General features: G+C 41.3%; 21 protein-coding genes. 12 read left to right on the top strand and 9 right to left on the bottom strand.

All coding sequences use genetic code 11. The features are described 5' to 3' along the window. The first annotated feature begins 1 nt into the window (after window position 1). A complete protein-coding gene (locus tag D0T84_RS06820) occupies window positions 2-358 on the top strand; it encodes a hypothetical protein (protein ID WP_163307136.1) in 357 nt (118 codons plus the stop codon). 93 nt (window positions 359-451) lie between these two features. On the opposite strand, the gene D0T84_RS06815 is transcribed toward D0T84_RS06820, so the two are convergent. Genes D0T84_RS06815 through D0T84_RS06805 form a run of 3 tightly spaced genes read right to left on the bottom strand, consistent with a single transcriptional unit; the run spans window position 452 to window position 2,445 of the window. Beyond that, entirely contained in the window at window positions 452-733 is a 282-nt protein-coding gene (locus D0T84_RS06815) for a GNAT family N-acetyltransferase (RefSeq protein ID WP_163307135.1), read from the bottom strand. A 49-nt stretch (window positions 734-782) separates the two neighbouring features. Further along, window positions 783-1,367, bottom strand: coding sequence for an LEA type 2 family protein (locus D0T84_RS06810; RefSeq protein ID WP_163307134.1), 585 nt, complete (start codon window positions 1,365-1,367; stop codon window positions 783-785). Window positions 1,368-1,398: 31 nt separating this feature from the next. Further along, a complete protein-coding gene (locus D0T84_RS06805) occupies window positions 1,399-2,445 on the bottom strand; it encodes a DUF2027 domain-containing protein (RefSeq protein WP_163307133.1) in 1,047 nt (348 codons plus the stop codon). Between the two features lie 98 nt (window positions 2,446-2,543). Between D0T84_RS06805 and D0T84_RS06800 the strand changes: the two genes are divergently transcribed. From D0T84_RS06800 to D0T84_RS06785, 5 genes are all read left to right on the top strand, one after another. Next, window positions 2,544-3,764 (top strand): S-adenosylmethionine:tRNA ribosyltransferase-isomerase, encoded by a 1,221-nt coding sequence (locus tag D0T84_RS06800; protein WP_163307132.1) that lies wholly within the window; start codon window positions 2,544-2,546, stop codon window positions 3,762-3,764. Between the two features lie 431 nt (window positions 3,765-4,195). Beyond that, window positions 4,196-4,408, top strand: coding sequence for a hypothetical protein (locus tag D0T84_RS06795; RefSeq protein WP_185155704.1), 213 nt, complete (start codon window positions 4,196-4,198; stop codon window positions 4,406-4,408). Then, the gene (locus tag D0T84_RS22425; protein WP_185155703.1) at window positions 4,401-4,571 is read left to right on the top strand and encodes a hypothetical protein; all 171 of its coding nucleotides are present in this window, start codon (window positions 4,401-4,403) and stop codon (window positions 4,569-4,571) included. Before D0T84_RS06795 ends, D0T84_RS22425 begins: the two co-directional genes overlap by 8 nt. A gap of 2 nt (window positions 4,572-4,573) precedes the next feature. Continuing rightward, window positions 4,574-5,044: a thioredoxin gene (trxA, locus tag D0T84_RS06790; protein WP_163307131.1), complete on the top strand. Its 471-nt coding sequence runs from the start codon at window positions 4,574-4,576 to the stop codon at window positions 5,042-5,044. A gap of 5 nt (window positions 5,045-5,049) precedes the next feature. Next, window positions 5,050-5,400, top strand: a complete 351-nt coding sequence (locus D0T84_RS06785; RefSeq protein ID WP_163307130.1) for a MarR family winged helix-turn-helix transcriptional regulator — start codon at window positions 5,050-5,052, stop codon at window positions 5,398-5,400. A 60-nt stretch (window positions 5,401-5,460) separates the two neighbouring features. Here D0T84_RS06785 and guaA read toward each other — a convergent pair whose 3' ends face one another. Next, window positions 5,461-6,981: a glutamine-hydrolyzing GMP synthase gene (guaA, locus tag D0T84_RS06780; protein WP_163307129.1), complete on the bottom strand. Its 1,521-nt coding sequence runs from the start codon at window positions 6,979-6,981 to the stop codon at window positions 5,461-5,463. 798 nt (window positions 6,982-7,779) lie between these two features. Between guaA and D0T84_RS06775 the strand changes: the two genes are divergently transcribed. The 5 genes from D0T84_RS06775 to D0T84_RS06755 all read left to right on the top strand — a co-directional run bounded on the left by D0T84_RS06775 (window position 7,780) and on the right by D0T84_RS06755 (window position 11,873). After that, on the top strand, window positions 7,780-8,109 hold the full coding sequence (locus D0T84_RS06775; protein WP_163307128.1) for a zinc ribbon domain-containing protein YjdM: 330 nt from the start codon (window positions 7,780-7,782) through the stop codon (window positions 8,107-8,109). Between the two features lie 12 nt (window positions 8,110-8,121). Beyond that, window positions 8,122-8,904, top strand: a complete 783-nt coding sequence (locus D0T84_RS06770; protein WP_163307127.1) for a DUF4274 domain-containing protein — start codon at window positions 8,122-8,124, stop codon at window positions 8,902-8,904. A 3-nt stretch (window positions 8,905-8,907) separates the two neighbouring features. Next, window positions 8,908-9,399: an imm68 putative immunity domain-containing protein gene (locus D0T84_RS06765; RefSeq protein ID WP_163307126.1), complete on the top strand. Its 492-nt coding sequence runs from the start codon at window positions 8,908-8,910 to the stop codon at window positions 9,397-9,399. 63 nt (window positions 9,400-9,462) lie between these two features. Then, window positions 9,463-10,287 (top strand): MBL fold metallo-hydrolase, encoded by an 825-nt coding sequence (locus D0T84_RS06760; protein ID WP_163307125.1) that lies wholly within the window; start codon window positions 9,463-9,465, stop codon window positions 10,285-10,287. A gap of 374 nt (window positions 10,288-10,661) precedes the next feature. After that, the gene (locus tag D0T84_RS06755; RefSeq protein WP_163307124.1) at window positions 10,662-11,873 is read left to right on the top strand and encodes a cofactor-independent phosphoglycerate mutase; all 1,212 of its coding nucleotides are present in this window, start codon (window positions 10,662-10,664) and stop codon (window positions 11,871-11,873) included. 374 nt (window positions 11,874-12,247) lie between these two features. Here the strand turns inward: D0T84_RS06755 and D0T84_RS06750 are convergent, their stop codons facing one another. Together D0T84_RS06750 and D0T84_RS06745 are read right to left on the bottom strand one after the other, a co-directional pair. Further along, window positions 12,248-12,853, bottom strand: coding sequence for an FKBP-type peptidyl-prolyl cis-trans isomerase (locus D0T84_RS06750; RefSeq protein ID WP_163307123.1), 606 nt, complete (start codon window positions 12,851-12,853; stop codon window positions 12,248-12,250). Between the two features lie 111 nt (window positions 12,854-12,964). Further along, window positions 12,965-14,506: a glycine--tRNA ligase gene (locus D0T84_RS06745; RefSeq protein ID WP_163307122.1), complete on the bottom strand. Its 1,542-nt coding sequence runs from the start codon at window positions 14,504-14,506 to the stop codon at window positions 12,965-12,967. A gap of 584 nt (window positions 14,507-15,090) precedes the next feature. On the opposite strand from D0T84_RS06745, the gene D0T84_RS06740 reads away from it, so the two are divergent. Next, window positions 15,091-17,787, top strand: a complete 2,697-nt coding sequence (locus D0T84_RS06740; RefSeq protein WP_163307121.1) for a TonB-dependent receptor domain-containing protein — start codon at window positions 15,091-15,093, stop codon at window positions 17,785-17,787. 13 nt (window positions 17,788-17,800) lie between these two features. Here D0T84_RS06740 and tsaE read toward each other — a convergent pair whose 3' ends face one another. The 3 genes from tsaE to D0T84_RS06725 form a co-directional block, all read right to left on the bottom strand. Further along, window positions 17,801-18,217 (bottom strand): tRNA (adenosine(37)-N6)-threonylcarbamoyltransferase complex ATPase subunit type 1 TsaE, encoded by a 417-nt coding sequence (gene tsaE, locus D0T84_RS06735; protein ID WP_163307120.1) that lies wholly within the window; start codon window positions 18,215-18,217, stop codon window positions 17,801-17,803. 94 nt (window positions 18,218-18,311) lie between these two features. Further along, window positions 18,312-19,856: a PglZ domain-containing protein gene (locus D0T84_RS06730; RefSeq protein WP_163307119.1), complete on the bottom strand. Its 1,545-nt coding sequence runs from the start codon at window positions 19,854-19,856 to the stop codon at window positions 18,312-18,314. Between the two features lie 159 nt (window positions 19,857-20,015). Continuing rightward, window positions 20,016-21,149: a glycoside hydrolase family 18 protein gene (locus D0T84_RS06725; RefSeq protein WP_163307118.1), complete on the bottom strand. Its 1,134-nt coding sequence runs from the start codon at window positions 21,147-21,149 to the stop codon at window positions 20,016-20,018. Window positions 21,150-21,497 lie beyond the last annotated feature (348 nt).

Here is a 21,497-nt window from a genome sequence, read left to right as displayed (position 1 = left end):
GATGAATACGCAAGATGATAAAATAAGGGAACTTCTCTCGGGAACGAAGATGACAGCCGGAGAGAATCTCAAATACAGGATCATGCACCAGATAGAAGCGGAGAAGGCTTTGACCCGTCAAAAGAAAAAGGTAGTGAGCTCAAACCCGTTTATCGGGAATATGATCGCTATTTTCGGGGTAATGTATGCTCTGATTGCCTTGGTGGCTTTCGGCACATACTTCATAGGTGGAAAGAGCGCACTGGAGTCGCTCCAGGTTCTTGCACCGATAGCGCTTATCGCCTCTGCCTGCGGCATATTCTGGATGATTTCGGTGTATGACGACCGCAGAAGGAGCAAGCAGAAAACTAAAGGATAACCGGATATGAAAAAGACCTGCTACCCCCTGCCTGCCAAGGGATAACAAGGATACTTTTTTATTTCCGGGAAAACTTGTTTCCTTTTGCTGCTTTTATAGTCCGGCTACAATATCATTATATTCGGGATGCCGCTGTATATACATCTTTGTATAAGGACATACAGGCCTCACTTTTAGTCCGTTGTCGCGGACATAATCCAGCAGGGTCTTAGTAAGCGCGGCTGCTATCCCTCTACCCTCCAACTCTTCGGGCACTTCGGTATGGGTTACGATAAAGATATTATCCCTTTTGCGATAGTCTACAAGCGCTAGTTTGCCTTCTACTTCTGTTTCGAAGCGGCTCTCCGGTTCATTATGGCTGATATTGTATTCCATATCCGTTCTTGTTAGGTTCATATAGAGGTTAAACAACTACAACCGTTGTTTAGTTCCCTCCAAAGCTGAAACTTACAGGTATATAGACTGGCGATGTGACCGGAACACTACCTACCATAAATGTAGGCTTCAACTGTACTTTGACATTCGACTTCTTGCTGCCAACACCAATGAAGTTTTTGGCGATATCTAACACAGCGTCCTTTGAGTTGTTCTTCATTAAGGAAACAAGGTCTACGCCTATAGTCAGGGGCAATGTCTGCGATTGTCCTGCTCCGATGTTCAGAGCCTGATTTACCGAGCCGGTAGTGAACTGGATATCGTCGATGCTTATGATATATTGCATACCGTTCAGAGCGGCCGCAGACTGGTTCGGGTTCTTTACATCCAGATTCAGCGTAAAGTTTAAAGGTATGGATGATGCCGAGCCGGAAAGTATCGACGTGATTTTAGGTATAGAGGTTACTGACAATCCATTAGACAGGTTCATGCCGGAAACGGTCAACCCTGATATGGATTTGTAGTTGTATTCACAGTTTATCATATTGTATGTACTTGATAAACTCTGCTGAACAGTATCGCAACCCATTAGTACTGTTGCGATAGCAAGTAATGTAAGTATCCTTTTTTTCATGTAAATAATGTTAGTGTAGTTCTTTAAAATATTATTTAATAGTGACCATCGTTGCCCCGTAGCCGTATTCACGGAAAGAAGCGTCCTGATAGTATGCGGTTTTATAGTTTGTCTTTAATTCCTTTAGGATAGCGTTCTTTAATACGCCGTCTCCTTTTCCGTGTATGAACACGATCTTCTGTTCCCTGTTTTTCCGGTTCTCATCCATGACCTCCCTGAATTTTTTGAGCTGGTATTCGAGTATGTCAGCCGAAGAAAGCCCATTGGTATTGTCCAGCAATTCATCGATGTGCAAGTCTATTTCCAGAATTGGCTTTTTCTCTTTTTTAGCGATTGGCTGTATACGCGGACGCTGACCCGATTCCTTTTCCTTCATTGCTACGGCGATTTCTTCGGGCGAAATAGTCAGCTCTTTCTCTCCCAAGTCTCTCCGCACGATAGGATAAAGCATAGCATCGTCTTCGAAGTAATCATTCTCCTTGAAGCTATGGAGTTTATAGAATTTGACGGTATCGATACGGACCTCCACAGAGTAAGCGTTTTTTAAAGAGTAAGGTTTATCTTTTTTATAGGCGAAGAATTGCAGGCACACTTTTTCTATATCATTCAGTTCAGACTTTTCGAATTCTTCCAGAAAAAGCCTGGTATTCGGTTCTATTGTCCCTGTCGCACGGCTTACCCAACCGGCATCTGTCCGGCTCATATAGTTGTATGACAGATAATAGTTGCTATCGTTTATCAGGTAACATTCGAAGCTGGTAGAACTAAGGTTCTTTATATCGATGGGTAAATATGAGAGCAGTACGGTAAGCAATTCGCCTTCTTTGGTCTCTTCGGGTTTGTATTCTTCTTCGGGTTTTGCTGACGGGCGTTGCTGTATCTCTACTTCCCGGGATGGCTTTGCTGATTGCCTTACCTGTATATCGTTTACCGGTTCTATAACTACTGTTTCGCGGATAAGTACAGGAATGTCAAATCCTTCCTCATCTTCCACCAATACGATATCCTTTCCCTGAAACCCTTTTATTATTCCGCCCCCGGTAGTGTTGAGGAAGCGCACCTTATCTCCAATCTTCATAAATCTTAATTATTCTTGTCAAGCTATCCAAACAGATTCTTTCCAGCTTTTTTATTCACACAAAGTTCCTTATTTTTGTCGGATAAAAAAAGTGAAAAGTGAAAATATCAAATCCCCGGCAGATACATATTCAGGATTATAACTACGAGCTACCCGATGAACGTATCGCTAAGTATCCTTTAATTAAACGGGATAATTCGAAACTTCTTGTATACCGGAACGGGGAAATTACAGATGCAATTTTCAGAAATCTGGAGAACTTCCTGCCCGACAATAGTTTACTTGTATTCAATAATACAAAAGTAATACAGGCCAGGCTTCATTTCCGAAAAGCGACAGGAGCACAGATTGAGATATTCTGCCTGGAGCCCCATTCTCCAAATGATTATCTGCTTAACTTCCAACAGACAGAACGATGCTCCTGGGTTTGCCTGATAGGTAACCTGAAAAAGTGGAAAGAAGGAAGCCTAATAAAGCAGATTGACAAAGACGGGGAAACGATAAGCTTAAAAGCCTCAAGGAAACAGTCGCATGGAGATTCGCATATAATAGAGTTTGAATGGGATAATCAAGATGTTACATTCTCCGAATTGCTCGAAATAGTTGGAGAATTGCCAATCCCACCCTACCTGAACAGGGATATGGAGGAGCAGGATAAGCAAACCTATCAAACTGTATATTCTAAAATAGACGGTTCGGTCGCTGCTCCTACTGCAGGATTGCATTTCACCCCCGCAGTTATGGAATCCCTGAAAGAACGGGGTGTAAAGCTGGCCGAATTAACATTGCATGTCGGAGCCGGTACGTTTCGCCCGGTAAAATCCGAATTGATCGGAGAACACGTGATGCATTCCGAATTTATTTCGGTAAGAAAAGACTTTATCCAGGGATTACTGAGCCATGAAGGGAAAATAATCGCAGTGGGAACTACATCTGTACGGACACTGGAAAGCCTGTATTATATAGGCGTTTTACTAGAGGATAAAACGACTACCCGTTTGCATGTGCCGCAATGGATGCCTTATACTGATTCGAACAATGTGCTATCTGTAGCCGATTCTTTACAGAATATTATAGCATATCTGGATCGGAATTCGTTGAATACATTGATTGCCGATACACAGATTATCATTGCTCCCGGATATAAATTTAAGATTGTAGACGGTATAGTGACTAATTTTCATCAACCGCAGAGCACGCTTTTATTGTTGGTATCCGCTTTTGTAGGGAGTGGTAATTGGAAAAGTATATATAAGCATGCTTTGGATTCGGGCTATCGTTTTTTAAGCTATGGCGACAGTTCATTATTATTAAAGTGAGTCGATAGTTGAAAATATGACTAATGAGATTGTTCTTTAATCATTTTCCTGCGCGCAATCACAGATTGCTAGCCCTCCTTTTGCCCGAAGCTCCAAAAGGAAGCAAAAAAGCATTGCGCCCCGCTTCGCTGTACGATAGTGAAGGATCCCTTTTATTAAAAGCACTTTGCCTACACGGGATGCTTCGTCCCTCAGCATGACAAAGAGGAAAAAAGCCTGACTTAATGACATTGGGGTCTGTTCTCTGTCTTGACATTGCGTTGCGACTCCGTGGATCTGTCCCGCCTAGGGACAAAGCACTAGTCTTTTACTTCCTTTTGGGAAATGCCAAAAAGAAGAACAGCTGTAAAATGGAAAATTTCTTTTGAAGAAATTTGTTCCAATGGAAAATAAATATTACTTTTGTATTGTAATAATTAATTTAGACGTAAATGAACAAGGTAATTAATATATTAAAGAAAAACTGGACATATCCGGTCGGGGCTTTGGCTGGTGGTACCGGTGGTTATCTGTACTGGTTCTATATTGGCTGTGCAAGCGGCACATGCCCTATTACGGCATCTCCTACAATGAGCGTGATATGGGGTGCTGTGATGGGAAGCTTGATATTCAGTCTTTTCAAAAAAGAAAAGAAAAATGAATAAATATGTAAAGAATAGGAGGGTAATTCGTTTTATACGGTTGATTTTAGGTATTTTTGCCGTGATGATAAATACATCGTGCTGTATAACGGGATACTGTCAAACAACGGATAGCCCGCAGCAAGGTATTTATAAAGACCAGATAAAAGAATATAATACAAATTGATAATGAGACAATTCGCATTAATATTATTCATCGCAGCTTTTTCGCTGACAGCTTGCGGACAAGCAAAAAAAAGCACAGTGGAAGAGCCTGCTAAAAAGGAGAACAAAATGAAAACAATACATCTGAACAAAATAGATTTTTTGAAAAAGGTGGCTAACTATGAAGCTAATCCTAAAGAATGGAAATATCTCGGGGACAAACCTGCCCTGATAGATTTTTATGCCGACTGGTGCGGCCCGTGTAAGGCTGTGGCACCTGTGTTGGAAGAACTGGCAAAGGAATATGACGGCCAAATCTATATCTATAAGATAGATACGGAAGCGGAACAGGAATTGGCGGCGATGTTTGGCATAAGAAGTATACCGAGCCTTTTATTTGTGCCTATGGATGGTGCGCCGCAGATGGCACAGGGTGCGTTGCCTAAGAATGTTTTGAAAGAAGCTATCGATAAAGTATTACTGGAAAAGAAGTAAGACCGATGGAAGAAACATTGTGTTCTATCAGGGATATATACCGCTCCATCAGGAATTTTGAAGCGGAATTCCAGAAAGAGCATGCGCTTTCCCTGAATGAAGGGATGCTTCTTTGCAGTTTGAAAACAGGTAAATACTCTTCGGGGGAAATAGCTGATATGCTTGGGCTCACTTGTTCGAATGCATCGAAGGTTATCAAATCTGTTGAAGATAAAGGGTTAATAAAGCGTATGCTTGGAGAAGGAGATAAGCGGCAGATGTACTTTTGCATCACAAAGGCAGGGGAGGATAAGCTCCTTGAGATAAAGTGCGAGAATGCAAAAATGAAAGCCGTGCTTATGGAAATAAGAGGATAAGTGTATGTTATACTATAACAAAGGGCGGATAATTTATCCGCCCTTTGTATTATATATTGTTTACTCCCACTCGATAGTTGCAGGTGGTTTTGAAGATATATCATACACTACGCGGTTCACACCTTTTACTTTGTTGATAATCTCATTGGAAACCTTTGCCAGAAATTCGTAAGGAAGATGCGCCCAGTCGGCTGTCATCGCGTCTGTAGAAGTTACGGCGCGTAAGGCAACTGTATTTTCATACGTGCGCTCGTCTCCCATTACTCCTACCGAACGGATAGGCAGCAATATAGCACCGGCTTGCCATACCTGGTCATACAACCCATATTCGCGGAGCATACGGATATATATATCGTCTGCATTCTGAACAACTTCCACCTTTTCGGGAGTGATATCTCCCAATATGCGAATACCAAGTCCCGGACCCGGGAACGGATGACGCTTGATAAGTGTTTCTTTCATTCCAAGCTCAAGCCCTACACGGCGTACCTCGTCTTTGAATAACAACCGGAGAGGTTCTACCAGTTTGAGGTTCATCTTTTCAGGGAGCCCGCCTACATTGTGATGCGACTTGATAACATGCCCTGTGATGGAAAGCGATTCTATAATGTCGGGATAGATAGTACCCTGTCCCAGCCATTTAATGTCGGTCAGTTTGTGGGCTTCTTCATCAAATACATCAATGAAGCCCTTGCCTATGATCTTACGCTTTTGTTCAGGATCGGTAACACCTGCCAGCGCTTTATAAAAACGCTCTTTGGCATTAACGCCCTTCACATTAAGTCCCAGATGTTCATAATCTCTCAGGACATTCTCAAATTCATTCTTGCGTAGCAGTCCGTGGTCAACGAATACACAGGTCAGGTTCTTTCCTATTGCCCTGTTTAATAAGACAGCTGTGACGGATGAATCGACACCGCCCGAAAGAGCAAGGATCACTTTATCATCTCCCAGTTGCTCTTTGAGAGCAGCAACGGTAGTATCGATAAATGAGGCCGGAGACCAGTCGCGGCCTATTTTACATATGTTCAGGAAGTTGCTCAGCAGACGTGTGCCATCTGTGGTATGGAAAACTTCCGGATGAAACTGTACAGCCCATGTGCTTTCTCCTTCTACCTTGTATGCGGCAGCCTCCACATCACTTGTGCTTGCTATGATGCTGAAGCTATCGGGAAGGGTGGTGATGGTATCGCCATGCGACATCCACACCTGAGTGCCTTCCTGTATGCCATCGAACAGAGCTTCCGAAGAGTTGATTTTAGACAGGTGTGCCCTTCCATATTCGCGGGAGTCACTCTTTTCAACCTTTCCACCGGAGGTATAGGCTAGATACTGCGCACCATAACAAATACCTAATACAGGATATTTCCCTCTTATCTGGCTCAGATCCGGCTTGAACGCACTCGCGTCGTTTACCGAAAAAGGGCTTCCCGAAAGGATAACCCCCTTAACTGTCTCATCGCCAAAAGGGAATTTATTGTAGGGAACTATTTCGCAGTATGTGTTGAGTTCTCTCACTCTGCGACCTATAAGCTGGGTGGTTTGCGACCCGAAATCAAGGATAATGATTTTTTCGTGCATAAATGGTAAGTATGGGATGTTTATTTAATGCGCACAAAGATACATCATTTTTTGATCTTACTAAGTAACTGTTTAAATTTTATACGAATATTTTATTATACTTTTTCTTCGTTCATTTTTAGTCTGTTTTCGGCTGTTTTATTTTTTTGAACAAGATATATACTTCCGTTTGTAGTAGAGTATTCAATCTCCATATATTTAACAGAGGTTTCACTTGTTTTTGAAAGTTTATATTGTACGAATGAATATATTATGATTAAAATATATAACATTCGCTATTATAATTAAAGAAATACGTTATGATTAATATATTTGAGACATATCGAAATTTTTCATTTAATGATACGAATCAGGGGGGGGGTGAAAAACCACATCTTCATAACCTTAGGTAAGCAAAGTGTTGCCTACGGAAGTAAAAAGGCCTATTCTACAGCCCGTAATGTCGTGTTGGTAGTGAATAGTATTAGCATTGTCCTTCTCCTATGCTGATTTTCACAATCAGCATAGGAGAAGGGGGGCTAACAGAAAAGATTGTCCGGCCATTCACACTTATAAGCGCCTTGTTTACAATTCAATATATCCGAAAGGGTAAATAAGCGGTTTTTTATTGTAACAGAGTCTCTCATATTATATTTTACGTAGAAAGACGTTTTTTATGAAATGATTTTTGTCCTACATGCCTTCGATAGGGGTTAAATAATTTGTGCGTTTGCGCTAGCTTTGCTACTAATGCGATTTGCATACCCCTTCTATTTGCCTTATCTTTGCAATTAACACTAATAAAAAATTTGACGCGAAATGGGAGATACTCCAAATTGTCCTGTATGTGGTATGGAAAATACATATTTTGACGGGACTGCCTTTATTTGTCCGGATTGTTTTCATGAATGGACAGGCCATGCATCCGAAGAAACAGAAGATACAACACCCAGAGACAGTAATGGCGCAGAGCTGATGGATGGCGACGCCGTTACGGTAATCAAAGACCTGAAAGTAAAAGGTTCCTCAATGGTAATAAAGAGAGGGACAAAAGTGAGAAGTATCCGCCTTACGGAAGAACCGACCGAAGTGGATTGTAAAATTGACGGCTCAAGTATAGTACTGAAAACCTGCTTCCTCAAAAAATAGAAGTCCCTGCCAATGGACGAGCAACGCGGACTTTATATAGAACAGACTTTCAGAGAAGACCCAAACCTTGATATAGGGGCATTGTCAAAACTGGATACTTACGACCTGCATTATCTGGCGGACATTGTTAATTGGGATATTCAGGTTCCACACCTGCAATGGATTACAGAGCAGCCATTATGTAGTAAGGCTACAGCCTTGATGATATTCTGGCGGGCATACCCTCAGGAATACCAGCGTTATAAATGGGATGCAAATGCAAAATCTGATCAGGATGTTTTTGACCTGATAAAAACAATTATTACAAACTACGAAAAAGGTTTTTATTCGGAATCAGATATTCATTACAGTCCACAAGACGATATGGGAGAGCCTGAACTTATCCCTGATATTATGTTTCAGGCAGTATCGGGAGAAGAACCTTACAGCCTCTACGAATCACTGGAAGTCTTGTCATGGTTTGGAGAATATCTGGAAACGCGCATCGAGCGTTGCCATTCGGCAATGGAGTTATATGGCATAGCCTGTCATATAACGAAGCCCGAAGCGGCTGAACATATACTGAAACATCCGATGTGTGACAAAGGTATTGCCTTGATGATATTCTGGCGGCTAAATGCCTATGCCAATATATTCGCAGCCAGTGACCTTTTGCAACAGGAAATTATAACCAAAATTCAGAATGACCAATATCCTGAAGTGATTGCCTACAACCCCAAAAAGGACAAAGAGGTAAAGGTTGTCAAGGCTAAAAATAAATGGGAGATACCTGAAATAATGAAAAATAAAGTATAGCTTATGTTTATAGATAAATGGTGGGGAAATTACATTGGAAGCTCTGATGATTCCTTTTTATTATTAGACTATTTTGGCACTCGGAAAACCTCAGATTTTGAACTGTGTACAATTTTAGAAGATACAGGCCTTGCTTCGCTACTCAAAAACGGAGGCCTGGAGAACGGAGACTTATCGTTTAAAATAGATGAAGGATATGTCCCGCACTTTGATATAGCTGTCGATGTTCTGACAGACTTGTCCGCTATTGTTCTGGAGTGTTTACAGAGCGGGAAAGTAGCAATCAAAGATTTGGATTCTTCCTCCAAATATTCGCAAACAATTACCATTGATTGCCGGAAGGAGGATATAAAATTATTAGCTGACGGGTTGGATAAGTTTATCAGTAATCCTGCAAATTTTGAACTGGCCGATATGATGGATGAAGATAGTTTGGGGGAATTAGTAAATGATTGCAGGGAAGTTTATGTATCGCTCATCGCTTTTCAGCATTAAGTAAATTATTTTAACTCAATAAAACTCTTTTTTCTTCGCAGACTACATACCTTTGCACCCATTATGCAATATAGTTTATTCACTCAATATAAATACAAATTTTTTAGTCTTGGTAGCGGCAGCAGTGGTAATTGCTACTATCTGGGAACCAATGAATATGGTATTCTTATTGATGCGGGTGTGGGTATTCGCGCTATACAAAAGGCCTTGCGCGAATATGGAGTCTCTTTTGATAAAATTATAGCCGTATTGGTTACCCACGACCATGCAGACCATATAAAAACTGTCGGGTGCCTTGGCGACAAATACAACATCCCGGTATATGCTACAGAAACTGTTCATAGCGGTATACTGCGCAACAGGGCCGTGCGTGCCAGCCTGACACAGTCGCGCCGGGTTATCGAAAAAGAACAACCCTTCTCCATCCGCGAATTTCAGATAACGGCATTTGAAGTGCCACACGACAGCATCGACAATGTCGGTTATCATATCCAATTTGACGGACAAACATTTGTACTTGTAACTGATGCAGGATGTATTACAGACAAGATTCGCGAATATGCCAGCAAAGCCAATCATCTGGTAATAGAAGCCAATTATGATGAATATATGCTTCAGGCGGGCAAATATCCTTATTACCTGAAACAACGCATCGGTAATGGTATGGGGCATCTCAGCAACCGCCTGTCCGCCGAATTTATAGCCAGTATCTACAACGAAAATATGCAAAACATCTGGCTTTGCCATCTCAGCCAGGATAACAACCATCCCGAAATAGCTTTCAAAGCAGTAGAGCAAGCCCTGTCGGCAAACGGTATAGCAGCCGGAAAAGATGTAAAAGTGGAAACATTGAGCCGTTTTAAAGTATCAGGATTGAGAGAATTCTGAATATAACTGTCATTTTATTTCTATATATTTATCTGTTATAGAGAGGTAATTAGTTATGAATTAATGGAACGCTGAGATAACCCGGTGTACTCTGTAAAAACAACACGGAGCACCTCCGTGATTAAATGAAATTAATCAACGTTACAAGAAGAAAAGTTACACAGGAAAAAGAACAAAACAGATTTCACTTATGACTTTAGCATACGCTTCGCTCCTGTGACCTTTTTTTGTCATGTACTGCCCATAATGGTCATTTATATTAGTAGAGATAAAATAACAATTTGTACACCACAAAGCATCAAAAATGAATAAAAATTGCTTTTCAAATAAATTATAACGAATTTTGTACTTCAAAATGAATTAGAAACATAAATATGAAAACTATTATAATTTTAGCGGACGGAGCAGCTGATGAGCCTATTGCCGCATTGGGAGGAAAGACTCCGTTGCAGGCTGCTAAAAAGCCTTATATAGATATGTTGGCAGCTAAAGGAAAAAGCGGGGAACTGGACACAATACCGGTCGGATTCAAGCCCGGAAGCGAGATTGCCAACCTCTCGGTTATGGGATATGATGTGCCCAAAGTATTCGAAGGAAGAGGCTCTCTGGAGGCTGCCAGTATGGGTATAGATATACTTCCCGGAGAAATGGCCATGCGCTGCAACCTCATCTGCATAGAGGATGGCAAGATAAAGAACCATTCTGCCGGACACATCTCGAGTGAAGAGGCCAAAGAACTGATCCTGTTTTTGGACAAAGAGCTAAATGACGGGAAAGTAAGTTTCTACCCCGGAGTTTCGTACCGCCACCTGCTGAAACTGAAAGGCGGAAACAAACATCTGGACTGCACAGCCCCGCACGATGTTACAGGTACACCATTCAGGGATGTACTGATAAAAGCTGACACACCGGACGCGCAGGAGACTGCCGCCTATCTGAACCAATTGATTCTGAAATCACAGGAATTGCTGAAAGACCATCCGATAAACAAAAAACGGATAGCGGCAGGAAAAGACCCTGCAAACAGTATCTGGCCTTGGTCGCCGGGATACCGCCCTCAAATGCAAACCCTGCAGGAATTGTTCGGTATCAAAAGCGGCTCTGTAATTTCGGCTGTAGACTTAATCATGGGCATCGGCGTGTATGCAGGGCTTAAACTAATCCATGTGGAAGGAGCAACAGGCCTTTACGATACAAATTATGAAGGGAAGGCGCAGGCAGCCATAGACGCCCTTAAAAACGACGATTTCGTATATCTGCACATCGAGGCAAGTGATGAGGCCGGACATGAAGGGGATTACGAACTAAAAACACGGACAATCGAGTATCTAGACCACCGTGTGGTAAGGACAATATATGAGGCTACTAAAGACTGGGATGAGCCTGTCACAATAGCCATTTTACCCGACCACCCTACTCCATGCGCCATAAAAACGCATACAAACAAGCCTGTTCCTTTCCTTATCTACCGTCCGAACGGAGACGCGGATAATGTACAGGTATATGATGAATTCGAATCTCCGAAGGGAGCTTACGGACTTATCAGGGGAAAAGAGTTTATGGAATTACTATTCAGCGGGAAATAACAATTAATGCCGCGCTTTTCGTTACAGATGTAGTGGCAGGCCTATGTGTCTGCCCGAAAACTGCCTGAAATATATCAATAAATAATGCCAATCAAGGGTTAAATGTGCCGTTAGGCACATCATATTGGTAGAAGCATGAATGAAATTCGTTTTTTTGTGCCGTCAGGTACAAAATGTGAATTGTTCTGTAGATATTGCGTACCTGACGGCACGCAATTAACCGGTTAAAGCTTCTTTCTACCAACAATTCAGTCCCTAAAGGGACAAAAAACAGCACATTTAACCCTTGATTCGCATAAATATTTGATTAGTAATTAATAAAACAAAAGAGGGAAGTAAATTACTTCCCTCTTTCATTATATCGATACAAATACTTACTTATTCCATTCATCCGGATTATTAGGATAAATATCCATCAATTTCATCCTGAACCACAAAGTCGTATAACCGGGGATAACCTGTACGCCACTATTATAGAAACCTGAAGTACCGTAACCGAGCAGGTAAGGAATACAAACCTCAACCTGATCTCCCTTTCTCATGTACTGCAACATTGTGACAAAACCATCAACTAACCCGCTATTCACTCTGGTGCGGAATGGAATACCATTCTTATCTCCTTCTGTAGAATCAAACGTATATTTTGTCCCATCCAGCAGGTAGAACCATCCCTCATACCTGATAGCTACGCTGTCTGTCATGTAAGGCGTCCCGCTTTCGGTAATTTTAGTAGAGGGGGATGCTGTTGATGTTTCATCTTGTATAAAGTCATCCACCGATTTCCAGTACACACTCCCGTTGCCGCTCATCGAAGCACGGGCTGAGTATACCGAATTGGAAGCTACTTCATTTACCAGCTTATTATTATATGTTTTCCATTCATCACTTACATTATCATCATCGTCCTTGTCATTCATACACGCAGTGAAAGACATTATAGTGCAAAGGAAAACAGCTAATGCTAATAGTTTTTTATTCATATTTTCTATTATATGGAGTTCAAAGATTTAATGATTCAAAAATTTAAAAATTGCTGTTTTTTAATGCTTACCCCTAAATCTTTGAATCTTTAAACTTTAAATTTTTAAATATTACGACCCAATTGTCTTCAATAAATTTTTCATGCTTACCTTATCGGAGATAATATCCGAAAGCTTATCTATAGCTACACGTTCCTGCTCCATCGAGTCGCGGTAACGGATAGTCACGGTATTATCTTCCAGCGACTGGTGGTCTACAGTCACACAATACGGAGTACCGATTGCATCCTGACGGCGGTAACGTTTACCTATACTGTCTTTCTCATCATACTGGCATTTGAAGTCAAATTTCAATGCGTCAATAATTTCACGAGCCTTTTCAGGCAGCCCGTCTTTCTTTACCAATGGTAATACTCCCAGTTTGATAGGAGCCAGAGCCGAAGGTAATCTCAACACAACGCGTGTTTCGCCATCTTCCAGCACTTCTTCCGCATATGCAGCAGAAAGTACCGACAAAAACATGCGGTCTACCCCGATAGACGTTTCAATAACGTAAGGAGTATACGATTTATTGAGTTCAGGGTCGAAATATTGTAATTTTTTACCGGAATATTTTTCGTGGCTGCTCAGGTCGAAGTCGGTACGGGAATGGATTCCTTCCACTTCTTTAAACCCGAACGGCATTTCAAATTCGATATCTGTAGCCGCGTTCGCGTAATGCGCCAGCTTGTCATGATCGTGAAAACGGTATTTTTGGCTGCCGAATCCAAGAGCCTGATGCCATTTCATACGTACTTCTTTCCATTTGGCGAACCAGTCTAATTCTTCTCCCGGACGAACGAAGAACTGCATCTCCATCTGTTCGAACTCACGCATACGGAAGATAAACTGACGGGCAACGATCTCGTTACGGAAAGCCTTACCTATCTGGGCTATACCAAAAGGTATTTTCATACGTCCTGTTTTCTGCACATTCAGGAAATTTACAAAGATACCCTGTGCCGTCTCGGGACGAAGGTATACTTTCATAGCTCCATCGGCAGTAGACCCCATCTCGGTAGCGAACATCAGGTTAAACTGGCGTACTTCCGTCCAGTTACGCGTTCCGCTTATCGGATCCGCAATTTCGCAATCGAGTATTATCTGGCGAAGTTCTTCCAGATTCGTGTCATTCAACGCTTTTGCGAAACGGGCATGTACCTCGTCGCGTTTTTTCTGGTTTTCCAGTACACGCGGATTAGTCTGGCGGTACATAGCCTCATCGAAACTCTCCCCGAAGCGTTTCGCCGCTTTTTCCACTTCTTTGTTTATCTTATCGTCAATCTTTGCCAGATAGTCTTCGATGAGGACATCGGCACGGTAACGTTTCTTGCTGTCTTTATTGTCAATCAAAGGGTCGTTGAAGGCATCAACGTGTCCTGATGCTTTCCAGATGGTAGGGTGCATAAATATAGCTGAATCGATACCTACAACATTTTCGTTCAATAGCACCATACTGTCCCACCAGTATTTTTTGATGTTGTTTTTCAATTCCACACCCATTTGCCCGTAGTCGTACACGGCACTCAATCCGTCATAGATTTCGCTGGATTGGAAAACAAAACCATACTCTTTACAATGCGAAACTATCTTCTTAAAAACATCTTCTGACATATACCTTTGACTCTTTTTTACGTTTTCTTTTATATGTAACTAAATAAACTGCACAAAGTAAGCATTTTTTTTTGATATAGAAGTAAACCGATGCTCTCCATATTGAAGATATTATGATTCAAATATTCATCATTTTGTGTATATTTAGTTTTGTTTCGATGCATTAACATCTTTCCTGTCACTCATTCCGTTAAGAGCCTGTTTTAAATTTTAGCGAAAATTTTTATTACAGGTTCAGGTCAATAGTTCTTAGCAATTTTTTTATGCTCTTTTTGCCGTATTTTACCCTTTTTACTCTTGGTTTAGCCCGCTAAACCGGCTAGCAAAAATGATAAAATCCATCTAAAAACAGCTATAAAAAAGATTTGCTATAAAATTTAAACAGACTCTAAATAGTTATGGAATTTTATTATTTCCGGCATCTATAGAATAAACCGAACCGAAAAACTAATAATTGTCCTAACCCATACTATAAACCTTTTTATCAGCATGAGATTAATATATTTTATGAAGGGGAATGATTAAATATCCGCCGGATAACCAAAAAGCACTTACCTTTGCAACCGAATATATCCAAATCCCTAATGAAACACCTGTATATCATCTTATTGCTTTCTGTACTCCCTTTTGCTACCCTACAAGCACAGCAAAAGAACGGCTATATACAAGGTGTTGTATCCGATTCTACAACAAAAGAGCCTATCCCATACGTGACCATAAAGCTACTGAATCAGACCGATAGCGCTTACATAAAAGGTATAGCCACTGATGAAAAAGGAAGCTTCAGGCTGGCAGCTCCCGCAGGGAAATATATACTGGATGTATCCTTCATCGGGTATAAGAAATTTCTGAAAGAATTTGAAACTTTTCCTAAAAATCCGGATTATTCATTCGGGGATATTTATCTGGCAGAAGACGTAGTACAGCTCAAAGAAGCAGTAGTAGAGGCAAAGGTGCCGGATATATTGGTAAAAGGGGATACGATAGAATATAACGCCAACTCGTACAGTTCGCAGGAAAGCGATATGCTACAGGATATGATGAAGAATATACCCGGTGTAGAAGTAGATGCTGACGGGAATATCACGGCAAACGGCAAACCTGTGAAAAAGATACTGGTAGACGGCAAGGAGTTTTTCGGCAACGACATACCAATGGCGCTTGCAAACCTGCCTGCCAATATGATAAAGAAACTACAACTCTATAAAGAAGAATCGGAGACAGCCCAGGTAACAGGCTTCAAAGATAAAGACCCCGACCAGGTACTTAATCTGGTAGTGAAGGAAGAGCTGAAACAGAGCATATTCGGGGAGGTAAAAGCCGGATATGGGAGTGACGACAAGTATGCCAATAAGGTACTGGTAAACTATATGCGAAACGACAACCAAATGTCGGTAGTAGCGGATTTAAACAACATCAACGATGGCGGTGGCTACACGCTGGATATGAACAATGGTATTGATAAAAACAAAAACCTTGGAGCTAATGCCTATATCCAATCATCCGACAAATTCAGGATAGGAGGAAATGTCAGGTATTCAGGCAACGATAACCTGATGGAGACTAAAACCAATACCCAGACCTTCCTTTCGTCAGGCGACCGTTTTTCCAAACAGGAAGCCTCATATCGTAGCAAAAGGGAAAATATGAACTTCGGGATGAATATGCAATGGAAGCCCGACACACTGACCACTATCTTCGCACGTTCATATATCAGCTTTAGTAATACTAATAACCGGCAAAATTCGACAAATCTCTCTTATGTAGCCGAGAAAGACACGACTTCAGGATATTCGAACAGCCAGACCAAAGGAGATGGTTACAGCATAAACAATTTTATAACCATCGGGCGTAAGCTGAATAACAAAGGCCGTACGATCAGCCTGACCCTCAACAATTCGATACGGAAAGACAATAACAAAGGGACAAATTACTCATACACTACCTACACAGACGATACGGAGGACAAAATTATAGACCAGCGCAACAAAACGGATAACCGGACGAACAGTTACAACCTTTCCATGTCTTACGTTGAGCCTCTGGGAAAAGATCACAGGCTGCAATTGTCCTATTCTTACGGGTTAAATGATTCGAAGCGCATACGCGATGTCCGCAAAAAGGATGACGCAGGGGAATATACGATTTTGGACAGTGCGTATGCCCGCAATACGAATAACAAATATATCAACCAGAATATCAGCCTCAATTTTCAGACTACAAAAGAAAAATACAATTATACCATCGGATTCAGCATAGACCCGTCATATTCACGCAGTAAAGTAAGTATCGGCGACTCTATTATCGAAAATGTGAAACAGAGTGTAGTCAACTTCTCTCCCAGCCTCAATTTTTCGTACCAACCGAACGAACAGACCAGTCTGGACCTCAGTTATTCCGGCTCTACAAGCCAGCCGGGAATAACCCAGTTGTCGGCAGATACGGTTATCACAAGCGCTTTGTCTAAATACTATGGTAACCCTGACCTGAAACCAAGCTATAGCAACAATTTCAGCGTATATTACCGGAAGTCGGATTATGAGACGAATCGTTTCCTTATGCTATCAGGAGGATTTAATTACATATTCAATAACATAATCGATTATACTACAATTGACGATTTGGGAAACAGTGTCAATACCTACAGGAACATGAGCGGCAACATGGGGGCTAATATCAACTTCATGTTCAATACTCCGCTACGGAACAAGAAATTTACTATCGACAACAGCACGTACACCAATTATTACAAAAACATCGGATATACGAACGCGGAAAAGGCGATAACCCACAATATAGTGATAGGCGAAAAAGTGTCGGGAAAATTCAAGGTTGACAAATTTGAAACACACCTTCAACTGGGTATGACATATAATATCACACGAAATAACCTCTCCAGTGCGCAAGACAGGAATACATCGACATACACCGTCCAACACTCCTTTCTGTGGAAATTACCTTACGATTTTTCGGTACAAAACGACCTGAATATGACCTACTATGCGGGTTATGGGGATGACTTCAAGAAAAAAGAAATTCTTTGGAACGCGTCCATATCAAAGTTGTTCCTGAAAAAGAAAAAGGGCACGGTCAAACTCCAGTTGTTCGATATACTCAACGACCGCAACAATATCGTCCGTTATGTAAGCGGCAACTATATGTCCGACTCGCGTTCGAATAGTATAAGCCGGTATTTTATGCTTAGCTTCTCTTACAAATTTAATATTATAAAGAGTAAAAAAGGCGGTGGTCAGGATGATGACTATGATGGGGAATTCTGATCTTTTTTGAGTATCAAAAATCTACCTCCACATCCCTGCTCCCATCTTCCTGCACCTTGATACTAACATTTACCGTATCATTCGGCAACAGGCTTTCAACCTTCTCTGGCCATTCGATGAAGCAAAGGCTGCCACTGTAAAAATAATCTTCATACCCGAAATCGAAAGCTTCCTCTATCTTATTTATACGGTAGAAATCGAAGTGATAGATAAGTTCCCCGCTATCGGAACGGTATTCGTTTATAATGGCAAAAGTAGGACTGTTGATAGTATCCGAAACGCCCAGATTTTCACATATAGCTTTTATAAAAGTCGTCTTTCCGGCTCCCATTTCTCCATGAAAGGCAAAAACGGTATTGTCGCCCATAGCCTTTATAAACTCTATAGCGGCTTCGTCTATGTTATCTAATGATTGTATTTTAATGTTCATCCGGTTTTTAATTTATATGTTTACTTGAAATCTTGGATAATTGACATGCAAAGATATATTTAATATTGGCACATTGACTTATCGGCATATTGGTTTACTTCCCCGTCAGCGTAATAAAAGGCACGATCATCTCTTCCATCGAGATGCCGCCATGCTGGAATGTATCGGCATAATAAGATACATAGTAGTTGTAATTGTTGGGGTACACAAAAAAGTCATCGCCTGTGGCGAAGATGTATTTCGTGCTGATATGCGGAGTTGGCAGCCCCACTTTATCGGGCGAATGTATATCATAAACTTTCTTCCGGTCATAGTCCAGATTACGCCCTACCTTGTAGCGTATATTCGAGTTGACGGTTTTATCCCCTATTACCTTTTGCGGATTTTTCACCCGTACAGTACCATGATCGGTAGTCAGTATAATCTTGTACCCCATGTCCTTAGCCTTGCGCAGGATATCCATTGTGCTTGAATGCTTAAACCACGAACGGGTCAGGGAACGGTAAGCCGCCTCATCGGAGGCAAGTTCGCGTATCATCTTCGATTCGGTGCGGGCATGGGAAAGCATATCCACAAAGTTGATAACCACCACATTCAGTTGCTTATTAGCCAGCGCGCTCATATTCTGCACCAGTTTTTCGCCTGAGGATGAAGACAGTATTTTATTGTACGAGAAAGTATATTTGCGCCTGAAACGCTCTATTTGTGTTTGCAACAAGGCTTCCTCATTCATATTCTTGCTCTCGTCCTCTTCTTCCTCCACCCAGAGCCCGGGGTATAACTTCACTATCTGTGCCGGCATCAGCCCTGCAAAGATCGCATTGCGGGCATATTGTGTAACTGTGGGCAGTATGCTAAAGTATTCATCTTCCGAAAAGGAAAAATCATTCGCCAAAAGGTCTTTTACATCCCACCACTGGTCGAGACGAAAGTTATCGATAAGGACAAAGAATACTTTTTCTTCCTTTTCGAGCAAAGGGAAAACCTTTCTGGAAAATAGTTCGGGACTGATTAAGGGGCGATTGTCCGGATTCTGTATCCACGACTCGTAATTCCGTTTGACATATTTGCAAAAACTGTCATTTGCCTCATTCTTCTGAATCTTGAGCAGGTCAATCAAAGGGCTGCCCGATGCCGTAAGTTCAAGTTCCCAGTAAACCAGCCGTTTATAAATGTCCACCCAATCGGTGTAAGTGAGGGAATCGTTTATACGTGCGCTGATCTTACCAAATTCTTCGCGGTAACTTTCAAGCGTCATTTCCGAAACGATATCGTCTTTGTGCAGGTTCTTCTTAATAGAGAGCAGTATCTGGTTCGGGTTGACAGGTTTTATCAGGTAATCGGCTATTTTCTTTCCTATGGCATGTGTCATAATCCCTTCGTCCTCGCTTTTGGTAATCATAATTACCGGTATATTCGGGTTAAGGTCCTTTATCTGCCCCAGCGTATCTATACCGGACAATCCCGGCATATTCTCATCCAGAAAAACAATATCGAACGAATCTTCCCTGATGCTGTCAATAGCATCCTGTCCGCTGTTCACAGGGGTAACCTCATATCCTTTTTCTTCGAGAAAGAGAATATGCGAACGCAACATATCTATTTCATCATCTGCCCAAAGTATCCGTTTTTTCTTCATGTATAGTTTATTGTAAAACAAGCCACATTATCTTGCAATAAAGTGGCTTGTTATTTTGTTTTGCACTTTAGCCTGAAATCAAAAGTACAAACAGATGGTCAATCTAAGAATTCGTTCCTGTTAAAATACATTAAGCAAAACAAACAGGACTGTGTGACCCTATTTCAGATTCTTGTTTATTTCATTTAGCAGGTATTCTTTCGGGTCGGAGCTATATTCCCAAAACATTACTCCCGCCATCTTATTTTCCAGTACATACTGGCATTTTTCTTTTACGGATTCCTCATCATCGTAAGTCAGGAACAGCCCTTTGTAGAAATTGAACAGATATGGCGCACGGGCAGTCTCGTCCCAATACCTGTAATTTTCATTTTTATTGACCAGGCTGTCTTTTATATATGTATATCCGGCACCACGGATTTGCTCTACAACAGGATCTCCAATTCCTTTCGAAGAACTTTTTTTCAATGTATATGCCCTTCCGTAAAAAGCGATGCCCATCACTAGTTTTTCGGCGGGAACTCCGGCTGCTATATAAGCTTTTACCGCTATATCGGCGCTTTGCTTCAACTCATATTTGCCGGAAGCATACAGGTTGGTATGGTGTACTGCTTGTTTTTCGGGATGATAATCATACGTCATTATATTCACATAGTCCAGATACTGTTGGGCTTTAGCCATTTCGGTGTTATCAATAAATTTCTGGAAGCCCCCAACCGCGGTAGTCAACAGATATTTTTTGCCTGTTTCGTTTCCAAGCACATCCAGTTCGGCCCTGATGGCTTCGAACATCAATGTATAGTTCTGCTTATCTTCGGGACGGTATACATTTCCCTTATCCCCGGGTATGGCAGGATATTCCCAGTCTATATCCACTCCATCCAGATTATTGTTTTTCATGATTTCAACGGCAGATTTAGCAAATGCTTTTTGCCCTTCGGAGGTAAGAACCGCGTCTGAGAAGTTGCGGCTCCATGTCCAGCCTCCTATCGAAATCAGGATTTTGAGATCAGGATTTTTTTGCTTTAGTTCATTTAGCTTTCTGAAGTTGGTAGTATCTGTAGCCTCATTTGTCAGAAAGGCTTTTCCGTCCTTTACATCAACGAAAGCATAGTTGATATGGGTAATTTTGTCCGGCGATATTTTATTTACATCGACCAAACCATTATAGCCTCCTACATAAGCTATAATAACAGGTTTCGGCGCCTCCTCCGTTTTCTTGGCTTGTTTGCACGATGCCATGCCTAAAATCGCTATACATAGAATAGCACACTTAAAAAGATTGTTTTTCATGGTTTATAGTTTATTAGATAAAGTACAAAACTAAGAAAATAAATGTAGATTAAGAATTTAGCATGGGATTTAGAGCAGAAGTAGTTCGACTTTTTATTTTACCACGGAGTAAAAGGAGTAACACGGAGTTTCTTTTTATAAATATACTTGTATATTCACTGCATACTCCGAGGTAAAGATAAAGATGAGTTCAGAAACTGTTTAAATTTTATACGAATATTTTATTATACCTTTTTCTTCGTTCATTTTTAGGCTGTTTTTGGCTGTTTTTTCCTTTCTCTCAACTCAACCAGCGGTCACAGGAGCGAAGCGTATGTAAATAGCCCGCTATTATCGTTTCAAGAAAGA

Origin of the sequence: Dysgonomonas sp. 521 (assembly GCF_010501055.1) — a bacterium.
Taxonomy (GTDB): Bacteria; Bacteroidota; Bacteroidia; order Bacteroidales; family Dysgonomonadaceae; genus Dysgonomonas.
Note: the sequence above shows the minus strand (reverse complement) of the source record. Positions and strands in the feature narration are given on the sequence as shown.

Bases quoted from the DNA above. Each gene is read 5' to 3' on its own strand.
- D0T84_RS06820 (WP_163307136.1), top strand. From the start codon at position 2: ATGAATACGCAAGATGATAAAATAAGGGAACTTCTCTCGGGAACGAAG.
- D0T84_RS06815 (WP_163307135.1), bottom strand. From the start codon at position 733: ATGGAATACAATATCAGCCATAATGAACCGGAGAGCCGCTTCGAAACA.
- D0T84_RS06810 (WP_163307134.1), bottom strand. From the start codon at position 1,367: ATGAAAAAAAGGATACTTACATTACTTGCTATCGCAACAGTACTAATG.
- D0T84_RS06805 (WP_163307133.1), bottom strand. From the start codon at position 2,445: ATGAAGATTGGAGATAAGGTGCGCTTCCTCAACACTACCGGGGGCGGA.
- D0T84_RS06795 (WP_185155704.1), top strand. From the start codon at position 4,196: ATGAACAAGGTAATTAATATATTAAAGAAAAACTGGACATATCCGGTC.
- D0T84_RS22425 (WP_185155703.1), top strand. From the start codon at position 4,401: ATGAATAAATATGTAAAGAATAGGAGGGTAATTCGTTTTATACGGTTG.
- trxA (WP_163307131.1), top strand. From the start codon at position 4,574: ATGAGACAATTCGCATTAATATTATTCATCGCAGCTTTTTCGCTGACA.
- D0T84_RS06785 (WP_163307130.1), top strand. From the start codon at position 5,050: ATGGAAGAAACATTGTGTTCTATCAGGGATATATACCGCTCCATCAGG.
- guaA (WP_163307129.1), bottom strand. From the start codon at position 6,981: ATGCACGAAAAAATCATTATCCTTGATTTCGGGTCGCAAACCACCCAG.
- D0T84_RS06775 (WP_163307128.1), top strand. From the start codon at position 7,780: ATGGGAGATACTCCAAATTGTCCTGTATGTGGTATGGAAAATACATAT.
- D0T84_RS06770 (WP_163307127.1), top strand. From the start codon at position 8,122: ATGGACGAGCAACGCGGACTTTATATAGAACAGACTTTCAGAGAAGAC.
- D0T84_RS06765 (WP_163307126.1), top strand. From the start codon at position 8,908: ATGTTTATAGATAAATGGTGGGGAAATTACATTGGAAGCTCTGATGAT.
- D0T84_RS06760 (WP_163307125.1), top strand. From the start codon at position 9,463: ATGCAATATAGTTTATTCACTCAATATAAATACAAATTTTTTAGTCTT.
- D0T84_RS06755 (WP_163307124.1), top strand. From the start codon at position 10,662: ATGAAAACTATTATAATTTTAGCGGACGGAGCAGCTGATGAGCCTATT.
- D0T84_RS06750 (WP_163307123.1), bottom strand. From the start codon at position 12,853: ATGAATAAAAAACTATTAGCATTAGCTGTTTTCCTTTGCACTATAATG.
- D0T84_RS06745 (WP_163307122.1), bottom strand. From the start codon at position 14,506: ATGTCAGAAGATGTTTTTAAGAAGATAGTTTCGCATTGTAAAGAGTAT.
- D0T84_RS06740 (WP_163307121.1), top strand. From the start codon at position 15,091: ATGAAACACCTGTATATCATCTTATTGCTTTCTGTACTCCCTTTTGCT.
- tsaE (WP_163307120.1), bottom strand. From the start codon at position 18,217: ATGAACATTAAAATACAATCATTAGATAACATAGACGAAGCCGCTATA.
- D0T84_RS06730 (WP_163307119.1), bottom strand. From the start codon at position 19,856: ATGAAGAAAAAACGGATACTTTGGGCAGATGATGAAATAGATATGTTG.
- D0T84_RS06725 (WP_163307118.1), bottom strand. From the start codon at position 21,149: ATGAAAAACAATCTTTTTAAGTGTGCTATTCTATGTATAGCGATTTTA.